Source organism: Chromobacterium sp. (assembly GCF_041912965.1).
Lineage (GTDB): Bacteria > Pseudomonadota > Gammaproteobacteria > Burkholderiales > Chromobacteriaceae > Chromobacterium > Chromobacterium aquaticum.
Genome location: NZ_JAYSGF010000046.1, coordinates 1 through 26033 on the forward strand (window position 1 = coordinate 1; position 26033 = coordinate 26033).

The 26033-nt window shown below is 65.3% G+C and carries 15 protein-coding genes; 6 read left to right on the forward strand and 9 right to left on the reverse strand.

Annotation, left to right across the window (positions count from 1 at the left end):
• Nucleotides 1-297: 297 nt before the first annotated feature.
• Together argJ and recQ are read right to left on the reverse strand one after the other, a co-directional pair.
• Nucleotides 298-1515, reverse strand: a complete 1218-nt coding sequence (gene argJ, locus ACE3QM_RS19530; protein WP_374424206.1) for a bifunctional glutamate N-acetyltransferase/amino-acid acetyltransferase ArgJ — start codon at nt 1513-1515, stop codon at nt 298-300.
• Nucleotides 1516-1600: 85 nt separating this feature from the next.
• Nucleotides 1601-3403 carry a DNA helicase RecQ gene (gene recQ / locus ACE3QM_RS19535; RefSeq protein ID WP_048410402.1) on the reverse strand — a complete coding sequence of 601 codons (1803 nt, stop codon included), beginning with the start codon at nt 3401-3403 and terminating at the stop codon, nt 1601-1603.
• A gap of 401 nt (nt 3404-3804) precedes the next feature.
• Between recQ and ACE3QM_RS19540 the strand changes: the two genes are divergently transcribed.
• The 4 genes from ACE3QM_RS19540 to ACE3QM_RS19555 all read left to right on the forward strand — a co-directional run bounded on the left by ACE3QM_RS19540 (nt 3805) and on the right by ACE3QM_RS19555 (nt 8729).
• Entirely contained in the window at nt 3805-4263 is a 459-nt protein-coding gene (locus ACE3QM_RS19540) for a surface-adhesin E family protein (RefSeq protein ID WP_374424209.1), read from the forward strand.
• Nucleotides 4264-4438: 175 nt separating this feature from the next.
• On the forward strand, nt 4439-5221 hold the full coding sequence (locus ACE3QM_RS19545; RefSeq protein ID WP_048410406.1) for a ParA family protein: 783 nt from the start codon (nt 4439-4441) through the stop codon (nt 5219-5221).
• Nucleotides 5222-5272: 51 nt separating this feature from the next.
• Nucleotides 5273-7861 (forward strand): ATP-binding protein, encoded by a 2589-nt coding sequence (locus ACE3QM_RS19550; RefSeq protein WP_048410400.1) that lies wholly within the window; start codon nt 5273-5275, stop codon nt 7859-7861.
• On the forward strand, nt 7836-8729 hold the full coding sequence (locus ACE3QM_RS19555) for a response regulator (protein WP_048410399.1): 894 nt from the start codon (nt 7836-7838) through the stop codon (nt 8727-8729). Before ACE3QM_RS19550 ends, ACE3QM_RS19555 begins: the two co-directional genes overlap by 26 nt.
• A gap of 7 nt (nt 8730-8736) precedes the next feature.
• Here the strand turns inward: ACE3QM_RS19555 and ACE3QM_RS19560 are convergent, their stop codons facing one another.
• Complete coding sequence (locus ACE3QM_RS19560; protein ID WP_374424212.1) at nt 8737-11007, reverse strand: DNA internalization-related competence protein ComEC/Rec2; 2271 nt, start codon at nt 11005-11007, stop codon at nt 8737-8739.
• Nucleotides 11008-11356: 349 nt separating this feature from the next.
• Between ACE3QM_RS19560 and ACE3QM_RS19565 the strand changes: the two genes are divergently transcribed.
• Nucleotides 11357-11944 carry a phage tail protein gene (locus tag ACE3QM_RS19565; protein ID WP_048410398.1) on the forward strand — a complete coding sequence of 196 codons (588 nt, stop codon included), beginning with the start codon at nt 11357-11359 and terminating at the stop codon, nt 11942-11944.
• 80 nt (nt 11945-12024) lie between these two features.
• Nucleotides 12025-12357: a hypothetical protein gene (locus ACE3QM_RS19570; protein WP_048410397.1), complete on the forward strand. Its 333-nt coding sequence runs from the start codon at nt 12025-12027 to the stop codon at nt 12355-12357.
• A gap of 84 nt (nt 12358-12441) precedes the next feature.
• Here ACE3QM_RS19570 and ACE3QM_RS19575 read toward each other — a convergent pair whose 3' ends face one another.
• The 6 genes from ACE3QM_RS19575 to ACE3QM_RS19600 form a co-directional block, all read right to left on the reverse strand.
• The gene (locus ACE3QM_RS19575; protein ID WP_374424215.1) at nt 12442-12978 is read right to left on the reverse strand and encodes a GNAT family N-acetyltransferase; all 537 of its coding nucleotides are present in this window, start codon (nt 12976-12978) and stop codon (nt 12442-12444) included.
• 404 nt (nt 12979-13382) lie between these two features.
• Complete coding sequence (locus ACE3QM_RS19580) at nt 13383-15491, reverse strand: HlyD family efflux transporter periplasmic adaptor subunit (protein ID WP_374424217.1); 2109 nt, start codon at nt 15489-15491, stop codon at nt 13383-13385.
• 2 nt (nt 15492-15493) lie between these two features.
• Nucleotides 15494-16825 carry an efflux RND transporter periplasmic adaptor subunit gene (locus tag ACE3QM_RS19585; protein ID WP_374424219.1) on the reverse strand — a complete coding sequence of 444 codons (1332 nt, stop codon included), beginning with the start codon at nt 16823-16825 and terminating at the stop codon, nt 15494-15496.
• A 7-nt stretch (nt 16826-16832) separates the two neighbouring features.
• Nucleotides 16833-17600 (reverse strand): efflux RND transporter periplasmic adaptor subunit, encoded by a 768-nt coding sequence (locus ACE3QM_RS19590; protein ID WP_374424221.1) that lies wholly within the window; start codon nt 17598-17600, stop codon nt 16833-16835.
• Complete coding sequence (locus ACE3QM_RS19595) at nt 17597-19114, reverse strand: TolC family protein (RefSeq protein WP_231462384.1); 1518 nt, start codon at nt 19112-19114, stop codon at nt 17597-17599. Before ACE3QM_RS19595 ends, ACE3QM_RS19590 begins: the two co-directional genes overlap by 4 nt.
• A 67-nt stretch (nt 19115-19181) precedes the next feature.
• Nucleotides 19182-25955 (reverse strand): Ig-like domain-containing protein, encoded by a 6774-nt coding sequence (locus tag ACE3QM_RS19600; protein WP_374424224.1) that lies wholly within the window; start codon nt 25953-25955, stop codon nt 19182-19184.
• Nucleotides 25956-26033 lie beyond the last annotated feature (78 nt).

Below are 26033 nucleotides of genomic sequence, written 5' to 3' on the forward strand. Positions count from 1 at the left end.
TGCGTTTCGTTTCCGTCGCTGCGTTGTCTGCTGAGGAGGCGAACTATACGTCACCACCCCAGACCCGTCAACACCTATTTTGAAAAAAGACTGACATTTCGCAAACTGCGCCGGCAAGCTTTTGATTTGTAAAGAAACCGTCATACTGAGCCGGAACAACTTCTCTCCGGCGCTCCGGCAAACCCATGCAGAGGCAACGCTACTGGATGCGAAAAAGCCCCGATTCACGGGGCTTTTTCTGAAGCGGGGGCCTGCATTCTGGCGTGCGGCGATGCCAAACCGGCTCAAACGCCTTGCTCAGCTGCGGTAATCCGCATTGATCTTTACATAGTCATAGGAGAAGTCGCAGGTCCACACCGTGGCTTCCGCCGCGCCTCGACCCAAGTCGACTCTGACGGTAATTTCCGGCTGGGCCATCACCCGCTGACCATCTTCTTCTCTATATAGAGGGTTGCGCCCGCCGTTTGTCGCCACCAGCACCTCGTCCAGATACAGCTCCAGGCGATCGACATCCAGGTCCTGCACGCCGGCATAGCCGATCGCGCACAGCAGACGTCCCAGATTGGGATCGGAGGCGAAGAAAGCGGTTTTCACCAGTGGGGAGCGTGCGATGGCATAGGCGACATCCTTGCATTCTTCAAACGAGCGGCCGCCTTCGACCTTGACGGTGATGAATTTGGTGGCGCCTTCGCCATCACGGACGATGGCCTGCGCCAAACGGGTGGCGACCTTGATCAGTTCCGCCTTCAACAAGGCATAGCCGGCATGCTGCGTCGAGTCGATCAGCGGCCCGCCGCTCTGGCCGGTGGACATCAAAATAAAGCTGTCGTTGGTGGAGGTGTCGCCATCCACCGAAATGCAGTTAAAGGAGACATCGGCCACTTCCTTGACCAATTGGCGTAGCACCGGACGGGTCACGGCGGCGTCGGTGGCGATGAAGCCCAGCATGGTGGCCATATTAGGATGAATCATGCCGGCGCCCTTGGAGATGCCGGTGATGCTAACAGGGTGACCATCCAATGTCAGGCGAGCGCTGACCGCCTTGGGCGCGGTATCGGTGGTCATGATCGCGCGGGCGGCATCGGCCCAGCCGGTGTCTTGCCGACGCGGCAGCGCGGCGGCGATCTTGTCCACTGGCAGCGGCTCCAGGATCACGCCGGTGGAGAACGGCAGGATTTGTTCTACCTGGCAGCCCAATTCATCCGCCAGTGTCCGGCAAACTTGCAGCGCGTCCTGGCGCCCTTGCTCACCAGTGCCGGCATTGGCGTTGCCGGTGTTGATCACCAGCGCGCGGATCTGCACGCCGGCATCGAGATGCTTTTTACAAATCTGCACCGGGGCGGCGCAAAAGCGGTTTTGAGTAAACACGCCGGCTACGGTATTGCCTTTGTCCAGGCGGATGACCAGCACATCGTTGCGCTCGGCTTTCTTGATGCCGGCGGCGGCGACGCTCAGCGTCAGGCCGGGAATGGGGAGAAGAGCATCATCGCTCAGGGCTTCCAGGTTTACTGCCATCTATCGCTCCAGATCAATCAATATTATTCGCATCGATTGTAGCGGATTTGATCCGCCGGACCGGAAACAAAAACGGCGCTTCCGTTCAGCCCTCGGCCGCCGCCGCGCTCAATAGTTCGAGCAGCGCCTCGCCGTAACGCGCGAGCTTGAGTTCGCCCAGGCCATAGACCTTGGCCAGGCCGGCGCGAGAGGTCGGGTGCTTCTCCACCAGGTCGCGCAGGGTACGATCGGAGAACACCGCGTAGGCCGGCACATTGTGCTCGTCCGCCATCTGCCGGCGCCAGCCGCGCAGCGCCTGCCACAGCCGTTCTTCACGCTCGGTGCGCAGCCAGCGGTCGGCGCTGGCGGTGCTGCGCGCGGCCTTGTCGTCGGCCAGCGGCCGCAGGTAGATTTTTTCCTGGCCTTTGAGCACGGCGCGGCACTCATCGCTGAGCACCAGCGACTGGCCGCGGGCAATGTCGACATGCAGCAGCTTGCGCGCCACCAATTGGCGGATGATGGAGCGCCAGGCGCGCTGATTGTAATCGCGGCCGATGCCGAAAGTGGACAGCTTGTCGTGGCCGTAGTGGCCGACGCTTTGATTGGCGCGGCCCAGCAGCACGTCGATCACGTGGCCGGCGGAGAAACGCTGTTCCACACGGTAGATGCAGGACAGCAGCTTTTGCACCGGCACAGTGGCATCGAAAGTAATGGGCGGATGCAGACAGTTGTCGCAATGGCCGCAGCGGCCGCTCTGTTCGCCGAAATGCGCCAGGATATGCTGACGTCGGCAGGAGGCTGCCTCACAGAAGGCCAGCATGGCGTCGAGCTTACCCAGTTCCACCTGCTTTTGCAGCTCGGCCATTTCGCCGCCTTCTATCATTTGCCGCAGTTGCACCACGTCGTTGAGGCCGTAGCACAGCCAGCTGGCGGCGGGCAGGCCGTCGCGGCCGGCGCGGCCGGATTCCTGATAGAAATTCTCCGGGCTCTTGGGCATGTCGATGTGGGCGACGAAACGCACGTCCGGCTTGTCTATGCCCATGCCGAAGGCGACGGTGGCCACCATGACCACGCCTTCATCGCGCAGGAATTCGCGCTGGTTCGCATCGCGCTGTTGGTGGCTGAGACCGGCGTGGTAGGGCAAGGCGTGGATGCCGTTGTCGCACAGCCATTGCGCGGTGTCTTCGACGCGCTTGCGCGACAGACAGTAAACGATGCCGGCGCTGCCGGGATATTCGTTGCGGATGAAGTCGAGCAGCTGCTTCTTGGCGTTGTGCTTTTCCACCACTTGGTAGAACAGGTTCGGCCGGTCGAAGCTGGACAGGAAGACGCGCGCGTCTTGCAGCTTCAGGTAATGAAGAATGTCGGCGCGGGTCTGTTCGTCGGCGGTGGCGGTCAGCGCGATGCGCGGCACCAGCGGAAAACGCTCGGCCAGCAACCCCAGCTGCTGGTATTCCGGGCGGAAGTCATGACCCCAGTGGCTGACGCAATGGGCTTCGTCGATGGCGAACAGGCTGATGTTCAGCTGCGACATGAATTCGAGGAAACGCGGTGTCAGCAAGCGCTCCGGCGCCACGTAAAGCAGATCGAGCGTGCCAGCGCGCGCCTGGCGCGCGATATCGCGCGCCTCGTCCAATTGGGTGGCGGAATTAAGGCAGGCAGCGGCCACGCCCTGCTCCACCAGGGTGGCTACCTGGTCTTGCATCAGCGCGATCAGCGGCGACACCACGATGGCGACGCCGGGGCGCATCAGCGCCGGAATCTGAAAGCAAAGGCTTTTGCCGCCGCCGGTGGGCATCAGCACCAGTGCGTGGCCACCGTGGGCGACGTGGTCGACAATCTCCCCTTGCTGCCCACGGAATTCGGGGTAGCCGAAGATTTGATTGAGTAGGGAGAGCGCGTCCTGCATAAGCCATCATCTTGCGTGAAGGGGCTTATTGTACGGCAAGTGGCCGGCAGCGTCCCACCTGGGGTGAAATGGGCAAAAAAAGGGCCGCTGGAGTGCAGCGGCCATAAAGTTGGATGGAGACAATGTGAAACGAAGAGGAAAAATGCTCTCGCACTACCATGGACCTGTGGGACACTGGCGAAGTTCCTTTTTTTGCATTTATTTTTTGCGATATTTAGGCAAAAAATATTTATACGGCATTATGGATTTTTTGCTTGCCATCGGTGTCGAAGGCCCTCATGCCAACCTCCCGACGCCCACGCCGGCCGGTTCGACGCATCAGGCTTGGAGCGCTCCGCCGGCTGTGCGACACTGACGGCGATTTCGTGGAGGCATCAATGCGTAAAATTTGGCCAGTACTGTTGGCAACGGTTCTAATCAGCGCCTGCGCCAGCGCGCCGAGCAAGGCGCCCAGCCCGGCGCCGGTCGGCAAGCCGACGACATCCGGGGCCAGCCCGGCAAACGCCGATTGGCAAAACCTCGGGGTCTCCCCCAACGGCAATATCCTGAACGAGCTGGACAAGCTGTCGGTTCGCAAGCAGGGACAGTTGGTCAGCTTTCGCGACCGCAAGACCATCTTCAATCTGAAGAAGGAAAACTTCTTGTCCACGCCGCGCCACAAGGTGTCGATCAATAGCTGGCAGATTGACTGTTCGCAACGCACCTTCCGCCTGCTGGACATGGTGCTGTTCGACGAGAACGGCCGCCAGATCGCCAGTTTCACCTATAATGACAACCAGATAAAACCTATGCCGGTAGTGCAAAATTCGGCCAGCTATCAACAGATGCTGCTGGTATGCAAGGGCGAACCCGGATTCTGAGAACGTGTTCACGATTTCGCGAGCCAAGGCGAGACAAGACGCCCGCGGATCGTGAATCCGTTCCAAATCCGGCCCGCCCCGCGCGCGGCTTGATCCTTGCCGCGCGCGAACGCAAGCCCTCTGCCTAGCGGCCGCGCCGCCCAACCGGCCCATGCCTGGAGCACCCATGCAAGCGATCCGACGAGTGGTCTTCAATCAAAAAGGTGGGGTGGGCAAGTCCACCATTACCGTCAACCTGGCCGCCGTCGCCGCCAAGCAGGGCAAGCGGGTGCTGCTGGTCGATCTGGACCCTCAGGGCAACGCCAGCCATTACCTGCTGGGCGCCGCGGCCACCGGCGACGCGCCATCGCTGGCCGGGCTGTTCGAGCAGATGCTGAGCATTTCCATGTTCAGCAAGGAGCCGGCGGATTTCATCCGCGCCACGCCACTGGCCGGCCTCAGCCTGCTGGCCTCGCATCCGGAGCTCTCCGAGCTGATGGGCAAGCTGGAAGCCCGCTACAAGATGTTCAAGCTCAAGGAGGCGCTGGACAGCGTGAGCGAGCAGTTCGACGAGATCTGGATCGACACTCCGCCGGCGCTGAATTTCTTCACCCGTTCGGCTCTGATCGCCGCCGACCGCTGCCTGATCCCATTCGACTGCGATGCCTTTTCCCGCCAGGCGCTCTATAACCTGAAAATAAACGCCGAAGAAATCCGCGCCGATCACAACCCCGATCTGTTCATCGAGGGCATCGTGGTCAATCAGTTCCAGGCCCGCGCCAGCCTGCCGACACGGCTGGTGGAGGAACTGAAGCAGGAAGGCCTGCCGGTGTTGTCGTCCCCGCTGTCTTCCTCCGTGAAAATCCGGGAGTCACATGATGCGGCGCTTCCCATGGTATACCTGGATCCACGCCATAAACTGTCGCGCGAATTCGAAGCCCTGTATCAGGAGCTGGCGCACAATGGGCGCCGGACCTAGCCAAGCCGCTCCGCAGCCAGGCGCGGCCTGCGCGCGCCGGGGTGCCCCTCCTTGAACCGTCTCAGTTCGCTGATGGCCAGCGGCCTGCTCAGCATCTGCCTGTTATCGGCCGAGTACTGGCTGTTGCTCAACGATGAGCGCGCCGAGCTCATCGACCGCCAGCATTACTGGGGCGAACTGAGCGCCGAACTGTTGCGGGTGCGGCTGCAAGCGTTGCTGGACCACTCCGCCCTGCTGGCGCAAAGCCTGGCCAACAGCCCGCAGCCGCGGGCGCTGGCCGAGTTGGCGCGCGGCACGATACGCGACGACACCCCGTTCGGCGGCCTGGGCATCGTCGAATACGTGCGCCCGGAACAGCGCGAAGCCTTTGAAAATCGCATCGCCAACAGCATACGCGTATTGCAGGACCGTCACCTGACACCCAGTCCGCGCCGCCCGCTGTATTACCCGGTATCCAGCTATCTGCCGGACGACAGCAATGCGCTGCCGCAGGGCCTGGACCTGGGCGGCATAGGCAATGCCCGCCGCAAGATGGACCTGGCGCGCCACAGCACCCAGCCGGTGCTGATGCCAACGGCCTTGCCCGGCAGCAACGGCAGCCGGCTGGACATCGTTGCGCGCCTGAACGACGACAATACCCTGTTGCTGCTGAACCTGCGCAAGGACAAGCTGATCCAGGACAGCCAGCGTGAACCCGGCACCTCCAGCCCGCTGCGCCATGTGCGCATCGTCGCCTGGGCCCAGGAGCAGCCGGACTCCCCGCTGCTGGACTCACAGCCCACTCAGCCGCTGCCGTCCGCGCCACCGCTGTATACCATCCGCCACAATCTAGGTGGCAACGAACTGCTGTTCGGTACGTACCCGCAGGACAATCTGGAGCCGCGACTACGGCTGACCCACTGGGCGGTGCTAGCCACCACCGCCGGCTTTCTGCTGGCGCTGTTCTGGCTGCAACAACGCCAGGCGCTATCCCGGAAGCGGATGCAGGACCAGCTCAAGCGCAGCCAGCAGCAACTGGAACTGAACACGCGCACTTTGCGCGAACAAATCAACGACCGGGTGATGTCGGAGCAGGCGCTGGCGCAAAGCGAGGCGCGCCAGCGCGCGATCCTGCAGGCCAGTTCCGACGCCATCATCCTGATCGACCACCGCGGCCTGGTGCTGCAGCTCAACCCGGCGGCGGCGCGCTTGATCGGCCAGTCGGCGGACATGATGCGCCAGTTGCCGATAGGCAAGCTGCTGGACGAGTTGCACGACCGCGATCCGGCGCGCAGCTTCGAACACATCGCCCAAGAACATGAAGGCCGTCCGTTCGAGGCCAATCTGCGCCGTAGCGACGAGCATCTGCTGCCAGTGGAGCTATCGCTGAGCCGAGTGACTTTGCCGGACGACTGGTTCTACGTGGTGGTCTGCCGCGACATCTCCATCCGCAAGGAACAGGAGGCCGCGCTGATCGAACTGAAAAACAGCCTGGCCGAACAAGTGGAGGTGCAAAGCCGCCAGTTGTCCGCGTTGCTGGACGCCAGCCCGATGGCGATGGCCTATATCGTGGACCGCCATCTGCTCCAGGTGAACCGCGCCTTCCTCGACCTGTTCGAGCACAGGGAAACCGAGATCCTGGGCCACAGCACGCTGCCGTTCTTTGAATCCCCGGAGCAATGGGAACGCACCGGCAAGGCCTTGTACAGCCTGCTCAACGACGGCAAGGTGGTGCAGACCGAGCAGCGGCTGCGCACCGGCACCGGCAAATTGTTCTGGTGCCGGCTATACGGCAAGGCCATCAATCCCTCGGTGCCCAAGCTCGGCACCATCTGGCTGTACCAGGACTTCACCGCCCAGCGCGCGCTGGAGGAAACCCTGCGCCACGCCAAGGTGCTGGCGGAGGAAACCAGCCGCGCCAAGACCGAATTCCTGGCCAATATGTCCCACGAGCTGCGCACGCCGCTGCACGCCATTCTCGGTTTCACCGAAATGGGGCAAGCCCGCTCGCGCGGGCAGCACGACGACAAGATGGAACAGTATTTCAGCCGCATCCAGAGCAGCGGCAACCGGCTGCTGACCCTGCTCAACGACCTGCTCGACCTGGCCAAGATGGAAGTGGGACGCATGGAATACACCATAGGCCACAACAATCTGTGCCAATGCCTGCGCGACATCTGCGACGAGATGACACCGCTGGCCGCGCTCAACGATGTCCACATCTACCTGAATTGCACCCCGGACAAGCTGGGCTCCGACATCGACCCCTTCCGCATCGGCCAAGTGATGCGCAATCTGCTGTCCAACGCCATCAAGTTCAGCCCTCACGGCGGGGAGATCCACGTCAATGCCGCGCTGCGCCAGGACGCGGAGCGGGAAAACGTGATCGTCACCGTGGAAGACGCCGGCCCCGGCGTGCCGGAAACGGAATTGGAAACCATTTTCGACAAATTCATCCAGAGCAGCAGCACCAAGACCGGCGCCGGCGGCACCGGTCTGGGCCTGGCCATTTGCCGCGAGATCATCACCGCCCACCACGGCCGCATCTTCGCCAGCAATCTGCCAAGCCGCGGCGCGCTGTTCACCTTCATCATTCCGCGCGTCAGCCCGGCCGGCGCCACGGAGGGTAACAACCATGCCCCACAAACTACTGCTCGTTGACGACGAACCCTTCAACCTGGAGCTGATGGCCGAGCTGCTGCAAGACGCCGGCTATGAGGTCACATTGGCGGAGGACGGCGAAACCGCGCTGGACATCTTGCAGCGCGAAGGCGAAACCTTCTCCACCGTGCTGCTGGATAAAATGATGCCGGGCATCAGCGGCTTCGACGTGCTCAAGCGCATCAAGGGCGAGCCGCGGCTGGAGTTCCTGCCCGTCATCATGCAAACCGCGATGGGCGCGGCCTCCAGCGTGCAGGAGGGCCTGGCCGCCGGCGCCTTTTACTACCTGACCAAGCCATTCTCCCGCGATATGCTGCTGGCCATCGTAGAAGCCGCCATCGGCCACTGGGACCGCTACGCCCATTTCCGCGAATTGGCCAATCTGCATGTCGACGCCTTGCGCCATTTGAACCAGGCCAGCTTCTCCTTCCGCAGCCACAAGGAGGCCCAGACCGTCACCGCCCTGCTCGCCAAGACCTGCGCCCAGCCGGAGCGGGTGGCCACCGGGCTGTTCGAACTCTTGGTCAACGCCATCGAGCATGGCAATCTCGACATCAGCTTCGATGAAAAAAGCCATTTCATCGCAGAAGGACAATGGGAGGCCGAACTGACACGCCGCATGCAGGACCCGGAGCGCGGCCAGCGCCAGGTTCGTGTCGATTTCAGCCGCGAACCGGATCATATGCGCTTCACCATCAGCGACATGGGCGCGGGCTTCGACTGGGAACGTTATCAAAATGCCGAACCGGCCTCGCTGATGTCCAGCCACGGCCGCGGCATCCTGATCGCGCGCAAACTGTCTTTCGACGGCCTCTATTACCAGGGGTGCGGCAACATCGTTGAAGCCCGCGTCAACAGCCAGCGTTGAAACCGCGTCAGGGCGGCTCCCCGCAAGCGCCGCGCGCGCGCCAATAGCGCCGCTGGCTGTCGCGCAGACAGCTCCACTCCACCCCGTCGCCAAACTCCAGCGTCAGCGCGCCATCCTGATCGGTGCGCAGCGCCGCGATGCCGGCCTCGCGCAAGCGGTTCAATACCGAAGGATGCGGATGACGGTAGCGGTTCAGGTAGCCGGCGCTGATCAAGACCACCTCCGGCTGCGCCGCGGCCAGCCAGGCCACGCCGGTGGCGGTGCGGCTGCCATGGTGGCCGGCCGCCAGCACCGTGCTGCGCAAGCGCAGGCCCGGCTGCGCGGCCAGCGCGCGCTCCACTGTTTCCGGCGCATCGCCGCTCAACAGCAGCGCATGCCGCGGGCCGGCCACCCGCAAGATACAGCTGCGCGCATTCTCGTCATTCGCCGGCGCCGTATCCGGCGGGCCCAGCACATCGAAGCGCACGCCGTCCCATACCCAACTCTGGCCGGGCCGGCATCCTTCGCCGCTCAGCCCCAGCTCCGGCAAGGACTCCGGCTGGCCGGCCAGCACCCTTCCCGGCGGCAAGGCCGCCGCCAGTTCCGCCGCCGCGCCATCATGGTCGCTATGGCGATGCGACAGCATCAGCAGGTCCAGGCGTCGCACCCCCAGCCCACGCAGTTGCGGCAGCAACACCCGGTCCACACCGCCCCAGCCGGTGTCGAACAACAGCGTGCGGCTCCGGGTCTGCACCAACACCGCCAGCCCCTGCCCCACATCCAGCATGGTGGCACGGAATGCGCCCGCCACCGGCGGAGGCGGCTGGTAGACCAGCATCGGCAATAGCATCAGCGCCGCCAAGCCGCGGCCAGGCACCCCGCGCGGCGCGATCAGCCACAGCGAGCCCCACAGCGCCAGCAAGAACACCGGCAACGGCGACCCCGCCACCGCCAAGCCCGGCGCCTGCGCCAGCCACTCCACTCCCAAGTAGAAACCGCGCACCAGCCACGCCGCCAGGTGCAGCGGCCACTCCAGCGGCAGCAGCACCGCGCCCAGCGCCAGCGGCGTCAGCAGCAGCGATACATAGGGAATCCCCAGCGCATTGGCCAGCGGCGACACCAGCGGCACGCCGCCAAACCACCACACCAGCGGCGCCAGCGTGCATACTCCGGCCGCCCACTGGCCGGCCAGCGCCGCACGCCACTTGCCCGGCGCGCGGCGGCGGGCGATCGCGCTGGCCATCAGGGCAGCCACCAGGCCGAAGGACAGCCAGAGTCCCGGCGCCAGCACACAGAAAGGATCCATCACCAAGACCACAGCCAGCGCCAGCCACCAGATGCGGAACGGCGACAGGCCGCGCCGCAGGCATAGCGCGCCCAAGCCGACGCCCAACATGAACAAGGTGCGCTGGGTGGGCACCGAAAAACCGGCCAGCAGCGCATACGCGGCCGCCGCCATGAACGCGCCCCCGGCCACCGCCAACCTGGGCGGCAGCCGGCGCGGCGGCCAGCGCCGCAGCAGCCAGGACAGCGCCGCCGCGCTCAGACCGGCCAGCATGGTGATGTGCAGGCCGGAGATCGAGATCAAATGGGTCAGGCCGGTGGCGGAAAATAGCTGCCAATCCTCGCGCGCCACCCGCTGCTGCGCGCCCACCGTCAATGCCGCAATCAGCGCCGCCTCCCGGCTGTCGCCCAATACCCGCTCGATGCGCGCCACCAGCGCCGCGCGCGCGCGGTCCACCCAGGCCAGCGCGGCGACGCTGTCATCCAGGCGGAGCTCGCCCTGGCCTAGCACGCCATTGGCCTGCACGCCTTCCGACCACTGCCATTGCTCGACATCGAAACCAAAGGCATTGACGGTGCCGCGGCTGCGCTTGAAGCGCGCCTCCACCCGCCAGCGGCTGCCGGAGGGCCACGTCCGCTGACGGTAATCGGTCAGCTGCACGGTTTGCGGCAGATTGACTCCATCCGTCAGCGTGCGCTCCACCTCCATCTGCAGTCGGGTGCCGTATTCGCCGGCGTAGGGCAAGCCACGCACCGCGCCGATAAACACCACCGGCCGCTGCTGCCAGGCTTCCGGCAATTGCTGGACCAGCCGCAGCTCCGCGCGCCAGGCAGCGTAAGCCAGCCCTAGCAGCAAAGCCGGAACCAGCGCGGCCCAAGGACGCAGCCGCCGCGGCAGGCAGGTCGCCAATGCCGCCGCGCCCACCGCCAGCCCAACGCAGCCGGCCGGGTCCGGCAAGTCCGGCAGCGCGGCGCACAAGGCGATGCCGCATAACAGAGCGATCAATACAGGCATGCCGGCCATCTTAGGCAGCGCGCCAAACCGCCGCAATCTATTAAACACATTCACTAAACACGGCCGCGCCAAACATGCAGAATGGTTTTCACGCCACCGCTTCGCGGCGGCCATAGCAGGAAAAATGGAAAAGTAGAACCAGTACTAATGCGTATTGCATTAAACGTCCACTGAACTACACCTAGGGCAAGCGCGGTGAAAACCGCGCCGCCACGGCCCGCTCCTTGCTGCCGCAGTCTCCGTGGCCGCGCGGCGCGCGGGCATGCCGCGGCCCCCTGCCTCTGACAATGACTTCATTCCGTTTTACTCGTCCGGCCAACATCCGGCGGACCAATCTCAAGGAGGAACTATGGACGCATACATGGGCACCATCACGGTCTACGGCTTCAACTACGCGCCGCAGGACTGGGCGCTTTGCCAGGGCCAGACTTATCAGATCTCGCAATACGAAGCACTGTACTCGCTGCTGGGCACGCTCTACGGCGGCACGCCCTCGCAAAACTTCAAGCTGCCCAATCTGACCGGTCGCATGCCCATCGGCACCGGTCCCGCCCAACCCACTTACAACTTGCCGGCCTACAATCCCGGCCAGTTCGGCGGCACCCAGAACGTGGCGCTTTCCGTGGCCAACCTGCCGGCGCACTCCCACACCGCTACCTCCATGGCGGTGACCTTCCACGCCGCCGGCACGCCGACGCCGGCCACGCCGGCCAGCGCGCCCAGCGCCAGCAACCCCTATCTGGGCGCATCCGGCGCCGGTACTGGCCTGGCCACCATCTGGTCCACCGCTCTGAACAACCCGGTGTCGGTGCAAGGCCTGTCCGCCACCGGCAATACTGACTTGACCGGCGGCAACACTCCGGTCAGCGTGCTCAACCCCTTCCTGGCGCTGAACTTCTGCATCGCCATCAACGGTCTGTACCCGGTTCGTCCATAATCAAAATACGCGGCTTAGCGCCGTCTCCGGCCGCCGCCATCGCAGATGGACGGCGGCCGCACTCCATAAGGGGAATCCACATGCTCGCCACCGTTCAAGCCGAAGACTTCATGCACCTGCTTGGCAAACACTGCATTTTCCGCAATCCGGAACATCCCGACATCGCGCTGCAGGTGCAGGCGGTCAAACTGCGTCCGCAGGCGCAATCACCCCACCAGAGCGCGCGGCGCACCCCTTTCGTGGTGGAGCTGGCCAGCGATGGCGCCACCGACATGGCCGACGCGGTGGGACAACTGGAGCTGCCGGCCACCGAGCACAGCACGGCGATACGGCTGGATCTGGTGTGGATAGGCCGGGTGATTCCGGCAGGACGTGATCCGGCGCGGGCGTATTTCCAGCTGCCGTTCAATTGAGCCGGACTGCCGACAGCCCATGGGCGGCCGGCGGACGGATAAAAAGGAAAAGACTCCGGCCGGGCGGCGCGCCCGGCAAAAATATTACAAGCCCACCCGCGCCTCGCCCTGCGGCGAATGGCGCTCCGGACGCCACACCAGCTTGTCGGCCATGTCGCCGGCTTCTTCCAGCACAAAACCCAGCTGGTGGTAAAGCCGCCGCGCCTGCACATTGCTGTGCCACACCACCACCGCCAGCGGCGCGCGCACTTGCCAGGCAGCCTGCTGCAGCCCCATCAGCACCTCCTTGCCATAACCCAGGCCGCGCACCTCCGGCGCCATGGCCAGGAAGATGATGCGCACCTCGTTGTGACCGAAATCCACCATCACCACGCCGATATTGGTACCGGTCTTCTCGATGACAAAGTGCATCGCGTCCGGGTAGTTATCGCCGGCGCCGCGCTGCAGCACCTGATATTGCTGCTCCTGCACCGTGCGTATCAATTCGTCTTCACCATCGATCAGTTGCAGATCGGGGCGCGCGCTGCGGTAGAGCTGGCCGATGAAGGCTTCGTCATTGTGGTGCGCCGGGCGCAGACGCAACCCGTCGGCCAGCGCCGAGGTATTCAAGAATGCGGACATGGTGAACGGCTCCTTTCCAAAACCTGTTGCAAGGCGCGCCGGCGGCGCGCCCTTGTCGTTCTACGCGCCAACGCGCGCATGGTCTTGCGAATCAGGCGAAACTCGGTCTTGAAACATGTTTACCATCTCGCGAGCCAGGGCGAGACAAGACGTTGCGGCTGAGAAAGCGGAATGTACAAGCGGTACATGAGCATTTCGAAGCGGGTTTCAACGCCCTTGTCTAACTATTCCGCCGACGCGCAGCAGATCGTACACAGCTTCTTGCAACCTGTTCAAAGTCTCGCGAGCAAGAGCGAGACAAGGCGAAAACAGCTGAGAAAGCGGAATGTACAAGCGGTACATGAGCATTTCGAAGCTGTTTTCAACGCCGTATCGCCGAAGCGCAGCAGACTTTGAACAGGTTCTTACAACCCGCCCTCCCGGCGGAAAACCGCCAGCAGCTGACGCAACCCTCGCTCCAGCAAACTGTAGCGCTCCCCCTGCAAACGCGCCACGCCGGCCAATTCCCGCAACGGCGCGCCGCGGCGCTCGCATTGTTCCAGCCGCACGCGGAAAGTGGCGGCCAAGGGCACCAGGCCATGCTCGCGCTGCTCGGTGGGTATCGGCCCGCCATAGGTGGACGCCAGCAAAGGCTGGTCCAGTAGCGGCAGATTGAGCCGGTCGATCTGCCCCAAGCGGCACTCCACCCCGAGGAATTCACCGCCATCGGCGACGAAGCGGGCGACATGGCCTGGCTTGAGGCCGGACAGCGCGGCTTCGTCGATAAACGCTTCGCCCTTGACGCCATCAGGCCCCACCACGTCCAACAGGCGCTCGCCTTCGGCCACCGCGGTGCCGGCGCGCAGCGCGTCGCTGACATCCACCGCGCGGCCGGCGAACGGCGCCGTCAACGTCAGGCGCGCCATCTGCTGGCGCAACGTGGCCACTTGTTCCTGCGCCACCTGCCATTGCTTGCGCAAGGCCGGGCCGCGCTGCTGCAGTTCCGGATCGAACGGCTGCTGCGCGGTCTGCCAGGCCAGGTCGCGCTCGCGGACGCTGGCCAGCGCCAATTGCGCCTCCAGCGACGAGGAATGCAGCCGCGCCAGCACCTGGCCGGCCTTGACGCTTTGGCCATCGCGCACCAGGGTTTCAGCCACCTCGCCGGCCGCCGGCGCGTACAGGCCTTGCGATTGCAAGGCGCCCAGCACCGCCGGGCTGGCCACTTCCCGCTGCCATGGCAGGATCAGCGCCAAGCTCAGGATCAGCAATGCCGCCGCGCTACGGCGGCTTTGCCGGCACCAGCGCAGATCGGCGCGGCGCTGCCACCACACCATCAGTTCACCGACGATGGGACGGGCGATGAACCAGCCCAGCTCCACCGCCAACAGCAGCAGGCCCAGCGCCTTGAAGAACAGGTGGTAGACCAGAAAGGCGATGGACAGGAACAAGACCAGCCGGTACAGCCAGGTGGCCCAGGCGAACAGGATCAAGCCGCGCCGCCGCGCCTCGGGGAAATGTTCCGGCACCGGGTCGTCCAAGCCCAGCAGCGCTTTGCGCAGCCGCCAGCGCGCCAGCGCGAAGGCGCGGTTGTGCAGATTGGGCAGGCCCAGGTAGTCGGCCAGCAGGAAGTAGCCGTCAAAGCGCATGAAGGGACTGGCATTGACCGCCAGCGTGGCCAGCCAGGTAGTGGTGGCCAGCAGGAACACGCCGGCGCGCAGGGGGCCGTCCGGCAGAAAGCTCCACAACAGCGTGGCCCAGGCCGCCAACACCAGCTCCGCCAGCATGCCGGCACCACCTATCAGCAAGCGCTGGCGCCGGCTATTGAGCTTCCAGGCGTCATTGGTGTCGGTATAGAGCACCGGCATCATCACCAGGAAGGCCACGCCCATGGCCGGTACCCGGCAGCCGAAATGGCGCGCGGTCAGCGCATGGCCCATTTCATGCAATATCTTGGCCAGGCTCAGCGACAGGCCGATGCCGATGGCGGCGCTGAGGCCGCCGTAGGCGGAGAAAGTGTGGGTGAATTCGTCCCAGCGCCGCGACACCAACGCCAGCGCCAGCAGCAGCACCCCGCCCATCGCCAACCAGAAGCGCGGCTGGAACAGCCAGCCGGTCCACGGCAGCAGGCGATTAAGCAAGGCCTCCGGCCGCAGCAGCGGCACCCGGAAGAACAGATAGTTCTTCAGCAGCCACATCGCATGGCTAGGCCGGCTCCCCTCGCGCAGCTGCCACAGCCAAGCGCTCTGCTCGGCGCTGGCGGCTTGCAGCAGTTGATGACGGGACAGGAACAGCAGCACGGCGTCGATATCGTCCGCGCCCAGTTGCAGCGTGGTGTCCGCATTGACCGCCTGCAGCACCGCCTCGGCGCTGCCCAGCTGCCAGCGCAACAGGATTTCGAAACTGGCCCAGCCCAGTTGGTAGAAGCGGTTGGCGCAGGGATCGTGCAAGGTCCAGCTGGGCGCGCCATCGGCTTGCACCGGGCCGGGATGCAGCGTCAGTTCCTGACGCAATGCGGGCAAGATGGAGGGCTTCATGCTCACCACCCCAGCCATTGCCGCGCCGCGGTCAGCGGCCGGCGCAGCGCGTAATAGATCAGCGGCACCCAGTCGCCGTAGACGCGGGCGGTACCCATCTGGCCCAGCCGCGGCTTGTCGCCGCCGACGAAGCGGGCTTGCAGCCGGTAGGCGAGCAGGCCGCCCTCTACCGCTTCCGCCTTGTAGGCGACGCGGATGATTTCCGCGTCGTAGGATTCGGTGGGCGATGCATTGGGGTAGAGGGTGATCTTGCCGCCGGGCGCCACATCGATGGCTTCCGCCGCCGGCAGCCAGGCGGCCAGTTCCACGTGGGCGGGATCGGCCAGCGTCATCACCCTTTCCCCCACCGTCACCGCCTTGCCCTGCCAGTCGTTGCGGTCGGAGAACACCACCACGCCGGCATTGGGCGCGGTGACGTGCAACCGTTGCAGTTCCAGGCCGGTGTATTCGGCGGCGATGCTTTTTTCTTCCAGCTTGGCGCGGTCCTGCGCCATCGCCAGCTTGCCCTTGTCGTCGGTGACCGCCAATTGGGCGCTGGCGCGGAAGCTTTCCTGCGCGGCGTCGCGTTCGCGCGCGGCCATCGCGAACTGGCCGGCCAGCGAGGTGGCGTCCAGGTCGAACAAGGCATCGCCGGCCTTGACGCGCTGATTGGGCTGCACCTGGATGCGATCAATGACGCCGCTGAGCGGCGCGCGCAGCAGCACCGGGTCCTGCGGCGCGACCTCGCCGCGCGCCAGCACGCTGAGGCGTATCGGCATGCAGGCCAGCAACAGCGCGGCGATGAGCAGCCGGCGCTGCTTGCGGCCGGGCCGCAGCCATTGCCGCGCCAGCTCGCGCCAGTCGCGGCGCGGCGCGAAGCGCAGCAGCGCATGGCCGTAGCCGTGCGCCAGTTCTTCCGCCAGCTTGCGTTCGTAATCGCTCCACGGCAGTTCGCGCGCCAGCAGGCAGGCGCCCTGTTCGCCCAGGCGCAGCCACAGCGCATGGGCCGGCAGCCAGGACGCCCACTCCTCGGCCAGCGCCGCCGGCAGATCATCGGCGACGATCAGCCGGCTGGTCTGCTCCGCGTCCGTCGCGCCCGGCTCCGCCAGATGACGGAACACGCGGGACAGCCATTGCATGTACGGCGCGGTGGGATCGAGTTCGGCCAGGCCGGACAGCGCCGCCACGTGGCGGTGCAGACCTTCGCGCCATACCGCCGCCTGGCGGTAGGGCAGCAATTGCTGGCTCTCGTTGACGATGATGAAACCCAGCTGCTCGGCGCTGACGGCATCGCGCGCGCGGTGCAGCAACTGCAGCAGGCCGGCCAGTTCCCGGCTTCTATCGGCGTGCCCCATGCACCGCCTACTTGAAGCTGGCCCAGCCGCTCATCCCCGGCAGCAGGCTGGCGCCCTTGCCTTCGATGACGCCCACCGCGAGGATGGACTGGCTGACCGGGTCGATTTGCGCGCCCAGGCGCTCGATCTTGGCCGGAAAGCTGGCGCCCAGCTCATCCACCGCCACGGTGAACTTGCTGCCGGGCTTGAGCGTGGCCAACCATTTGGACGGCACCAGCATGCGCAGTTCCAGCGCGCCGGAATCGACGATGTCCAGCACCGGGTTGCCCGGGCTGACGTATTGATGCACGGCGGCGACGCGGCGCGCCACGCGGCCGTTGAACGGCGCGCTGATCACGCATTTGCCCACTATGGTCTGCATATAGCTGGCATCGGCGGCGGCTTCCTTGGCCTTGCCCTGAGCCTGGGCCACATCCAGCGCGCCGGCGGAATTGAGCTTGGCCAGTTGATTGTTCACCTTGAGCAACTGGCTGGCGGCCTCCAGTGAGGCCTGGGATTTGCGCAGCTGGGCGCGGTAGCTGCCGCAATCGAACTGCACCAGCGGCTGGCCCTTGCTGAAGCTGCCACCTTCCGGCACCGGCAGCGCCGCGATCTTGGCGGCCACTTCGCCGGACAGGGTGACGGCGTTGCGCGCCATCAATTGCACGCGGATGCGGCCGTCGCTGGCATTGGTCACCGGCGCGGCCAGCGGCTTGGGCTTGGCCGGCGGCGTCGCCGCCTGGGCGCAACTGGCCGCCAGCAGGCAGGCCGCGGCCCTAAGTACCGTCAACCTCATGGCTTGCTCCCCGCCACCTGCCCCTGCCAACGCGTTTCCGCGCCCTTGAAGGCGGCGGCCAAGGCCGGCAGTTCATAGCTGGCGGTGCTTTCCGGCAGCGGATCCAGGCCCAGGCTGGAGCCCATCTGGCCATAGGCGTTCTGCAGATCGCCATAGCTCTGATACAGCCGCAGCGTGGAGAACACCGCGTTGGCGTCGGCCAGGATAGCCGGCAGGCGGCCTTGCACGCCGCTATCGGTTGCGTTGCGGTTCTGCACGTAGATACGCTGCTCCACGTCGTTGAGTTCCTGCTCCAGCGCGAACTGGCGCGAGCGGCCCTGCAGGTCCAGGTAAGCCACGTGTACCTGGGTCAGCACCGCCATGTTCAAGGCCATGCGCTGGGCCTTGGCCACTTGCAGCTGAGCGTCGGCGGCCTTGGTGATGGGGCCGGCGCTGAACAGATTGAGCAGGTTCCAGCTGACGCGCAGACCGGCGTCGCTCCAGGAGTTGTTGACCAGGAATTTATTGCTGTCGTAGTTCTGGCCAATGCTGAACTCCAGGCCCGGCAGCAGCTTGGCGATGGCCTTGCGGGTTTCGGTGACGCTGATGCGTTCGTTGTAACGCGCCTCGTTCAGCTCCGGCCGATTCAGCAAGGCCATTTCCTCCATCTGGCCCAGCTTCAGTCCCAGCGCCGGCGAAGGCAGGCCCTGCGGCACCGCCACCTTGAAATCGGTGCCCGGCTGCACATTCATGATGGCCGCCAGCTTGGGCTTGGCCTGGGCCAGCGCATTGCGGATCATGCCCATCTGACGGATCACGTCCAGCAGTTGGCGGCGGTAGTTCAGCGCTTCCAGTGGCGCGCGCAGTTTCTGCTTTTCCACCTGGCGCGCGTCTTCCAATGCGCGGTTGGTTTCAGCCAGCAGCGCATCGATGCGGCTTTCCAGCTGTTGCGCGCCCACCGCCTGCCACCAGGCTTCACGCACTTGCTGCATCAGTTGCTGCGCCACCTTGCGCTTGCGCTGCTGCAAAATCAGCATGCGGTCGGACTGCTGTTGCGCGGTGTAATAGCTGACGCCGAAATCCAAGACGTTCCAGCTCAGATTGAGGTCGGCGGTGCGGCTGCGCTTCTCCGAGGAGATGGACGGCACCAGCGATTGCTCGCCGGTGGCGACGTTCTGCGACGAGGAGGCGTTGTCCTTGTTGCGCGCGGTGTAGCCGGCGGCCAGCGCCAGCTTGGGCAGCATGTCCAGGCTGGACAAGTCCAGCTGGCGCTGCGCCATCGCCTCTTCCATCAATTTGACCCGGTAATCCAGGTTGTACTTCAGCGCGCGCGCCATCGCCTCCTGCAAGGTCACCGGCCCGGCCAGCGGCTCCTGGCTACCGAACATGGCCTGGCGGTCAGCCGCCAGCGTCGCCTGGCGATCGCCCAGGCTCATCGGCGTGGGCGTCACCGCGCAGCCGGTCAAGGCCAGCGCGGTCAGCGCCGCCAACACCGGATAAGCCCGGGATGCGCTCCCTTTGAATTGTCGAGTCATAGTGTCCCCTGAGTCTGATACTTGGATTACTTGTTGTTGATCTGTCCGCGCTCTCGCCGCCGGCGCCTCAAGCCACGTCCGCCGGCTGCAGCCATTCAGCCACTTGCTCGTCGAAGGCCGGCTTGCCGTGCTGGCGGAACTGCTCATGCAAGGCCGGCTTGCCGGATGCCGCCACTTTGTCTTCCGCCGCGGCGGCAGCCTGCTGGCCGCCACCGGATTTCAACTGCATATGCGTGACGCCACGATGGCCGTTCTGGTCGCTGACCGTCACTTCCAAGGACAGCGATTGGCTCCAGCCGGCCGGCGGCGTGCCGCTGAAGCGGCCGGTTTGCGGGTCGAACTTCAGCCAGGCCGGCAAAGGCTGGCCATTGCTCTGGCGTACCTGGATATTCAGTTGCGCGTCGGCGTTGCGAGTGATCACCGTGCCCGGTGGCAGGCTGAAATTGAAGCTTTGCCCGGCCTGCAACGGCCGCACGCCCAGATCCGGCATCACTTGCAGCGCCGCGCCGGCGCTGCCGCTCAGGCTGGACACGAAGGGCAGGCCGGCATTGCCGCGGCCAAACGCCTCGGTCGGTGTCGACGTGAAGCGGTCCTGGCCAAACTGGATCTGGAGGGGAATCGCCGTCTGCGGCCCGCTCAGCATCGCCGGCATCAGGCTGCCGACGCCACCGGAGCGGCCGATATTGCTCACCGCCGCCAACACGATATTGGGCGTGATGGGGCCGACATTGATTACCGATGCGCTGGATGGCGCCGCCGGCACGGGATCCGCCACTGGCGGCATCACAACCACCACTTGAGCGCTAAGCTGATACGCTGGCGCCACCGTTTGCTGCTGGGTCACGTTGCCGGCCAGATCCGCCGCGGCGCCGGCCTTCAACGCCAAGGCCACGCTGCCGCTGCCGCTAAGACCAAGCAGTTGCACAACATAATGACTGTCGCTGATCCGTACGATGCTGCCGATGCTGCCTTTCGCGCTGCCGCTGGTAATCAGGCTCAGATCACTGGCGCTCAAGCCGGTGATCGGCTTGCCCAACACCAGCTCGTAACGCACGCTGCTGGCCGAGGTATTGGCCGGGTCCAGACGAGTGAAAGACTGCACCGTCGGCGGCTGGGTATCCACGGTCACGTTGACAGCCGTGGACTGTGCGCTGAGATTGCCAGCCGCATCCGTCGTCGTCGCGCGCAGGCTGTGGTTGCCGTCCGCCAGCGGGCTGCTCAGGTTATAGCTCCACACTCCGCTGCCATCCGCCGTCGCCGTGCCCACCGCCACGCCATCCACGTATACCGTCACCGTGCTGCCGGCCTCCGCCGTGCCGGTGATCGTCGGCTGATTGTTGCCGGTGATGCCGTCGCTATGGCTGGAACCGGTATCGGTGGCGCTGCTGAGGCCGACGCCGCCCGGCGCGGCAGGCGCGCTGGTATCCACGGTGATGCTGCGCGAGCTGGATTGGCCGCTGACATTGCCGGCCGCATCCGTCGCCGTCGCGCGCAGGCTGTGGTTGCCATCGCTCAGGGCCGTGGTGATGTTGTAGCTCCAGGCGCCACTGCCATCCGCGGTGGTGGTGCCCACCGCCGTACCATCCACATACACCGTCACCGTGCTATTGGCTTCAGCCGTGCCGGTAATCGTCGGCTGATTGTTGCCGGTGACGCCGTCGCTATGGCTGGAACCGGTATCGGTGGCGCTGCTCAGACCGACGCCGCCCGGCGCGGCAGGTGCGCTGGTATCCACTGTGATGCTGCGCGAGCTGGATTGGCCGCTGACATTGCCGGCCGCATCCGTCGCCGTCGCGCGCAGGCTGTGGTTGCCATCGCTCAGGGCCGTGGTGATGTTGTAGCTCCAGGCGCCACTGCCATCCGCGGTGGTGGTGCCCACCGCCGTACCATCCACATACACCGTCACCGTGCTATTGGCTTCAGCCGTGCCGGTAATCGTCGGCTGATTGTTGCCGGTGACGCCGTCACTGTGGCTGGAGCCGGTATCGGTGGCGCTGCTGAGGCCAACGCCGCTGGGTGCGCTGGGCGCACTGGTATCCACGGTGATGCTGTAAGCCGTGGACTGGCCGCTGGCGTTGCCGGCCAGGTCGGTCGCCGTGGTGCGGATACTGTGATTGCCGTCGCTCAAGGGGGAGGTGATGTTGTAGCTCCACGCGCCGCTGCCGTCCGCGGTCGCCGTGCCCACCGCCGTGCCGTCCACGTATACCGTTACCGTGCTATTGGCTTCCGCCGTGCCGGTAACCGTCGGCTGATTATTGCTGGTAATGCCGTCGCCGTGGTTGCTGCCGGTATCCGTCGCCGTGCTCAAGGCCACGCCAGACGGCGCCGCGGGCGCGCTATTGTCTATCACCACATTGAAAGCGCCGGACTGGCCGCTACTGACGCCGCCGCTGCTGACCACGGCGGTGATGGCGTGCGCGCCGGAACTCAGGCTGGACACAAAGCTATAACTCCATGCTCCGCTGCCGTCGGCGGTCACGCTGTCGATCAGTACGCCGTCCACGTAGATCCGGACCGTGCTGTTGGCGATCGCGGTACCGGTGACGGTGGGCGTGGCGTTGCTGGTGACGCCGTCGCTATGGCTGCTGCCGGTGTCGGTGCCGCTGGTCAGGCCGGAGACGCTGGGCGGCATCAGCTGCATGTCGATATTGCGGGTGACCGCGGCGCTGTTCTTGGTCCCGTCGTTGACGGTGAAGCTGACGGTGCGGGTGGCGGTGTTGGGCGAGCCGGCGGTATCGATGTAAGTGACCGCGCGCAGCGCCGCCTGCCATTGCGCCAGCGTAGCCGTCGCGCCGCTGGACGTCAGCGTCAGCACCCCGGTGCCGCTGTTGTAGCTGGCGCTGATGTTGCCGAAGGTGGTGCTATTGGTATTGCTGAAGGCCAGCACGTCCTCGCCGCTGTGGAAATTGCCGGAGATGGACACCGTGGCGCTGGCCAAGGTGGTGTTGTCCAGATCCGACACGGTCAGGCCGCCGTCCACCGGCGTGGCGGCGCCGCCCACCACATAGGCGCCGGCGCTGCCGGTGGTGGTGGCGATAGGCGTTTGATCCGTGGCCGTCACCGTCACCGTGCGTGTTACCGTCGCGCTGTCCTTGCTGCCGTCGTTGACGCTGAAGCTGATGGTGCGGGTAGCGGTATTGGGCGTGACCGCGCTGTCGGTGTAGGTCACCGCGCGCAGCGCCGCCTGCCATTGCGCCAGCGTCGCCGTGCCGCCGCTGGAAGTCAGCGTCAGCACCCCGGTGCCGCTGTTGTAGCTGGCGCTGATGTTGCCGAAGGTGGTGCTATTGGTATTGCTGAAGGCCAGCACATCCTGGCCGCTCTGGAAATTGCCGCTGATGGACACCCTGGCGCTGGCCAGCGTGGTGTTGTCCAGATCGCTGACCGAGATGCCGGCATCCACCGCCACCGGAGTGGACGTGGTGTTGTCGCCGGCGGTGAAGGCGGCGCTGCCACCGCTGGTGGTGGCGATAGGCGTTTGATCCGTGGCCGTCACCGTCACCGTGCGCGTGACCGCCGCGCTGTCCTTGCTGCCGTCGTTGACGCTGAAACTGATGGTGCGGGTGGCGCTATTGGGCGTGACCGCGCTGTCGGTGTAGGTGATGGCGCGCAAGGCCGCCTGCCATTGCGGCAGCGTCGCCGTCGCGCCGCTGGAGGTCAGCGTCAACACCCCGGTGCCGCTGTTGTAGCTGGCCACGATGTTGCCATAGAGACTGCTATTGGTATTGCTGAAGGCCAGCACGTCCTCGCCGCTCTGGAAGTTGCCGCTGATGGACACCCGGGCGCTGGCCAGCGTGGTGTTGTCCAGATCGCTGACGGTGAGGCCGGGGTCCACCGCCACTGGAGTGGAGGTGGTGTTGTCGCCGGCGGTGAAGGCCGCGCTGCCGCCGCTGGCGCCGGCGATCGGGGTCTGGTCGGTGGCGGTCACCGTCACCGCGCGGGTGACGACGCTGCTGCTGGCGCTGCCATCATTGACCTGGAAGCTGACGGTGCGGGTGGCGGTATTGGGGGTGATGGCGCTGTCGGTATAGGTCACCGCGCGCAGCGCCGCCTGCCATTGCGCCAGCGTGGCGCTGCCGCCGCTGGAGGTCAGCGTCAGCACCCCGGTGCCGCTATTGTAGCTGGCGACGATATTGCCCATGGTGCTGCCGTTATTGGTGAAGGCCAACACGTCTTCGCCGCTCTGGAAGTTGCCGGTGATGGACACGGTGGCGCTGACCAGGGTCGGGCTGGCGCTGTCGGTGACGGTGAGACCGCCATCCACCGCCACAGGAGTGGAGGCGGTATTGTCGCCGGAGGTGAAGGCTGCGCTGCCGCCGCTGGGGGTCACCACCGGCACCACGGCGACATTGACGGTGGAAGCCAAGGCCAGCGTGGTGGTGTCGACGCCGCCATTGCTGGTGCCGCCGTTGTCCTTGACGCTGGTCAGCGTCACCACGCGGTTGCCGGCGGTGGGGCTGCCATTGCTGTCGCGGTAGCTGATGCCGTTGATCACGCTGGCCGCGGTGCTGCCGGAGATGCCGCTGCTGCTGATGGAGACCGTGGCGGTGCCGCCGCTGAGCGATACGGTCACGCTCAGGCCGTTGCCGCTGGTGGTGACCGAGTTGCCATTGCTCAGCGCCACATTGCTGCCGTCTATGGACAGGATTTCGCTGCTGCCGTCATGCAGGCCGGACACCGTCAGCGTCAGCAGAATGATGCTCTGGCTGGATTCGATCGCGCTGACGCTGGCGCCGCTGAACACCGTTACCGCGGAGCCGCCCATCGCGAAAGTCGGGTTGCTGGCGGTGGCGCTGGTGGTGGGCGCGTCGTTCACCGCCGCCACCGCCACCGTCACATTGCTGCTGCCGGTACCGCCGCGGCCATCGTTGACGCTGACATTGACGGTGCGAGTGGAAGTATTCGGATCGTTGCTGCTATTGCTATAGGTCAGCGCCGCCACCAGGGTGCTCACCCGGGCCGCAGTGGCGTTGCTGTTGAAGTTGACGATCAGGTCATGGCCGCCGACGCCGTCGCCATTGCTGGCGATCACGCCGATGGACACGCCGCCCACCGTCACCACGCTGCCCACGCTGGTGCCGCTGGACAAGGTCACCGTGCCGCTGGTGTCCACGCCCAGCACATCCTGGCTGCTCTGGCCATTGGCGGAGATGTGCACGGTCAGATTGCCGCCGCTGAAATTGGGGGTGTCGCTATCCGTCACCGTGGCCGCGGTGCCGGTATCCAGCTTCACCGCGCCGCCCTTCTCGGTGAAGGTGGAACTGTCGCCGTTGAGGTTGCCTATCACCGGCGCGGCGTCCGCCGCCACCGTCACCGTCTTGGTCACCGCGCTGCTGTTGATCGCGCCGTCGTTGATGGCGAAGCTGATGGTGCGGTTGCCGGTATTCGGCGTCAGCGAGCTGTCGGAATAGGTAACCGCGCGCAGCGCCGCCTGCCATTGCGCCAATGTCGCCGTGGCGCCGCTGGAGGTCAGCGTCAGCACCCCGGTGCCGCTGTTGTAGCTGGCGACGATATTGCCCATGGTGCTGCCGTTGTTGGTGAAGGCCAGCACGTCCTCGCCGCTGCGGAAATTGCCGGTGATGGACACCGTGGCGCTGGCCTGGGTCGTGCTGTCGGAGTCGGTCAGGGTGATGCCGCCGTCCACCGTCACCGCGGTACCGGTGCCGCTGCTATAGGCGCTGGAACCGCCGCTGGCGGTCAACGTCGGCGCGAAGCCGAAATTGATGGCGTTGATGGCGCCTATGCCTATCATGCCGGTCACATTGTGGCCGCTGGCGGCCAGCACCCGGAAGGAATCGATGCCCTGGAAGGCGCTATTGCCGGACACATTGAAAGTCACCAACGAGCCGCTGCCTTGCAGCACATCGCCCACGTTCAGCGTCAGCGTCGCGCCGCTGACCGCCACGCCGTTGATATAGCCGACCAATTGCAGATTGCCGCCGGAGGTAGCGGAATCGTAGCCATTCAGCACCACGCCGATGGAGTTCAGCGTGAAGCGGCTGCTGTCGTTGGACTTGACGCTGAAATAAGAGATGGGAATGGTGCCATCGCTATAGCCGTCCACCGTTTCCGTGGTCACCGCGCCGGCCTTTTCGACAATGATGGTCTGACCGCCGTTATTGGTGGAGCCCAGTTGCAGCGAAAAATCCCAGCCTTGCAGGTTGCCGGCGTTCACCGTACTACCGGAGGGGTTATAGGTGTTGCCATCCGAGGTGCTGAAATCGGTGGTGCCCGTCACCGGCCGCGCCAACAGGGCGTCGTAGCTGAAATGCAAGGCATCCACGTCGATATGGCCGCTGCTGCGTTCCAGCGTCCAGTCTCCGCCCAGCTTCGCCGCGCCGGTGGCATCGGTGGACGCGGCCACGTCGGCATGGGTATAGCGGGACAGCGCGCTGACAAAGGCCGCGCCGCTGCTGCCGGCGGCGATGTCGCAGCCGTAGAGCAGGATGTCGCCGTCCGGCCGCAAGGATTGGCCTATGGTTTTCAGGTCCGCCTGGCGGCTGTCCAGCTTGGTCGTGGTCAGCTCATTGCTGCCCAGCATCAGGTCCGCGCTCTGACCATGGGAGATGATGTGAATGGCGGCGTAGCCATGGTGGGTTTTGGCCCACTCGGCGATCTGGCTCAGGCCATCCTTGCCGGCGTCCAGCACCACCACCTCCATGCCGGCGGGCACCTGCGCCACCAGGCTCTGGTAATTGACCACATTGGATTCGATGAACACCACCTGCTTGGGAGGCTGCGCCGGCGCCAGTATCGCGGCGATTTTATCGGCCAGACGCTCGGCCGGCATTTCACGCGGCGCGGCCGGCGCATCCGGCTGGGCGCGCTCGGCCGGATGCGGCACATCCGCATGCGCGACGGCGGTGGCGGCCGGGGGCCCCCCCGCCCCCGCGCAACACAACCAGGGCGCCCGGGCGTGCAA

What these genes read in the sequence shown, in the direction of transcription:
- argJ (WP_374424206.1), bottom strand. Translation starts at nt 1,515, where the DNA reads ATGGCAGTAAACCTGGAAGCCCTGAGCGATGATGCTCTTCTCCCCATT.
- recQ (WP_048410402.1), bottom strand. Translation starts at nt 3,403, where the DNA reads ATGCAGGACGCGCTCTCCCTACTCAATCAAATCTTCGGCTACCCCGAA.
- ACE3QM_RS19555 (WP_048410399.1), top strand. Translation starts at nt 7,836, where the DNA reads ATGCCCCACAAACTACTGCTCGTTGACGACGAACCCTTCAACCTGGAG.
- ACE3QM_RS19560 (WP_374424212.1), bottom strand. Translation starts at nt 11,007, where the DNA reads ATGCCTGTATTGATCGCTCTGTTATGCGGCATCGCCTTGTGCGCCGCG.
- ACE3QM_RS19565 (WP_048410398.1), top strand. Translation starts at nt 11,357, where the DNA reads ATGGACGCATACATGGGCACCATCACGGTCTACGGCTTCAACTACGCG.
- ACE3QM_RS19570 (WP_048410397.1), top strand. Translation starts at nt 12,025, where the DNA reads ATGCTCGCCACCGTTCAAGCCGAAGACTTCATGCACCTGCTTGGCAAA.
- ACE3QM_RS19575 (WP_374424215.1), bottom strand. Translation starts at nt 12,978, where the DNA reads ATGTCCGCATTCTTGAATACCTCGGCGCTGGCCGACGGGTTGCGTCTG.
- ACE3QM_RS19580 (WP_374424217.1), bottom strand. Translation starts at nt 15,491, where the DNA reads ATGAAGCCCTCCATCTTGCCCGCATTGCGTCAGGAACTGACGCTGCAT.
- ACE3QM_RS19585 (WP_374424219.1), bottom strand. Translation starts at nt 16,825, where the DNA reads ATGGGGCACGCCGATAGAAGCCGGGAACTGGCCGGCCTGCTGCAGTTG.
- ACE3QM_RS19590 (WP_374424221.1), bottom strand. Translation starts at nt 17,600, where the DNA reads ATGAGGTTGACGGTACTTAGGGCCGCGGCCTGCCTGCTGGCGGCCAGT.
- ACE3QM_RS19595 (WP_231462384.1), bottom strand. Translation starts at nt 19,114, where the DNA reads ATGACTCGACAATTCAAAGGGAGCGCATCCCGGGCTTATCCGGTGTTG.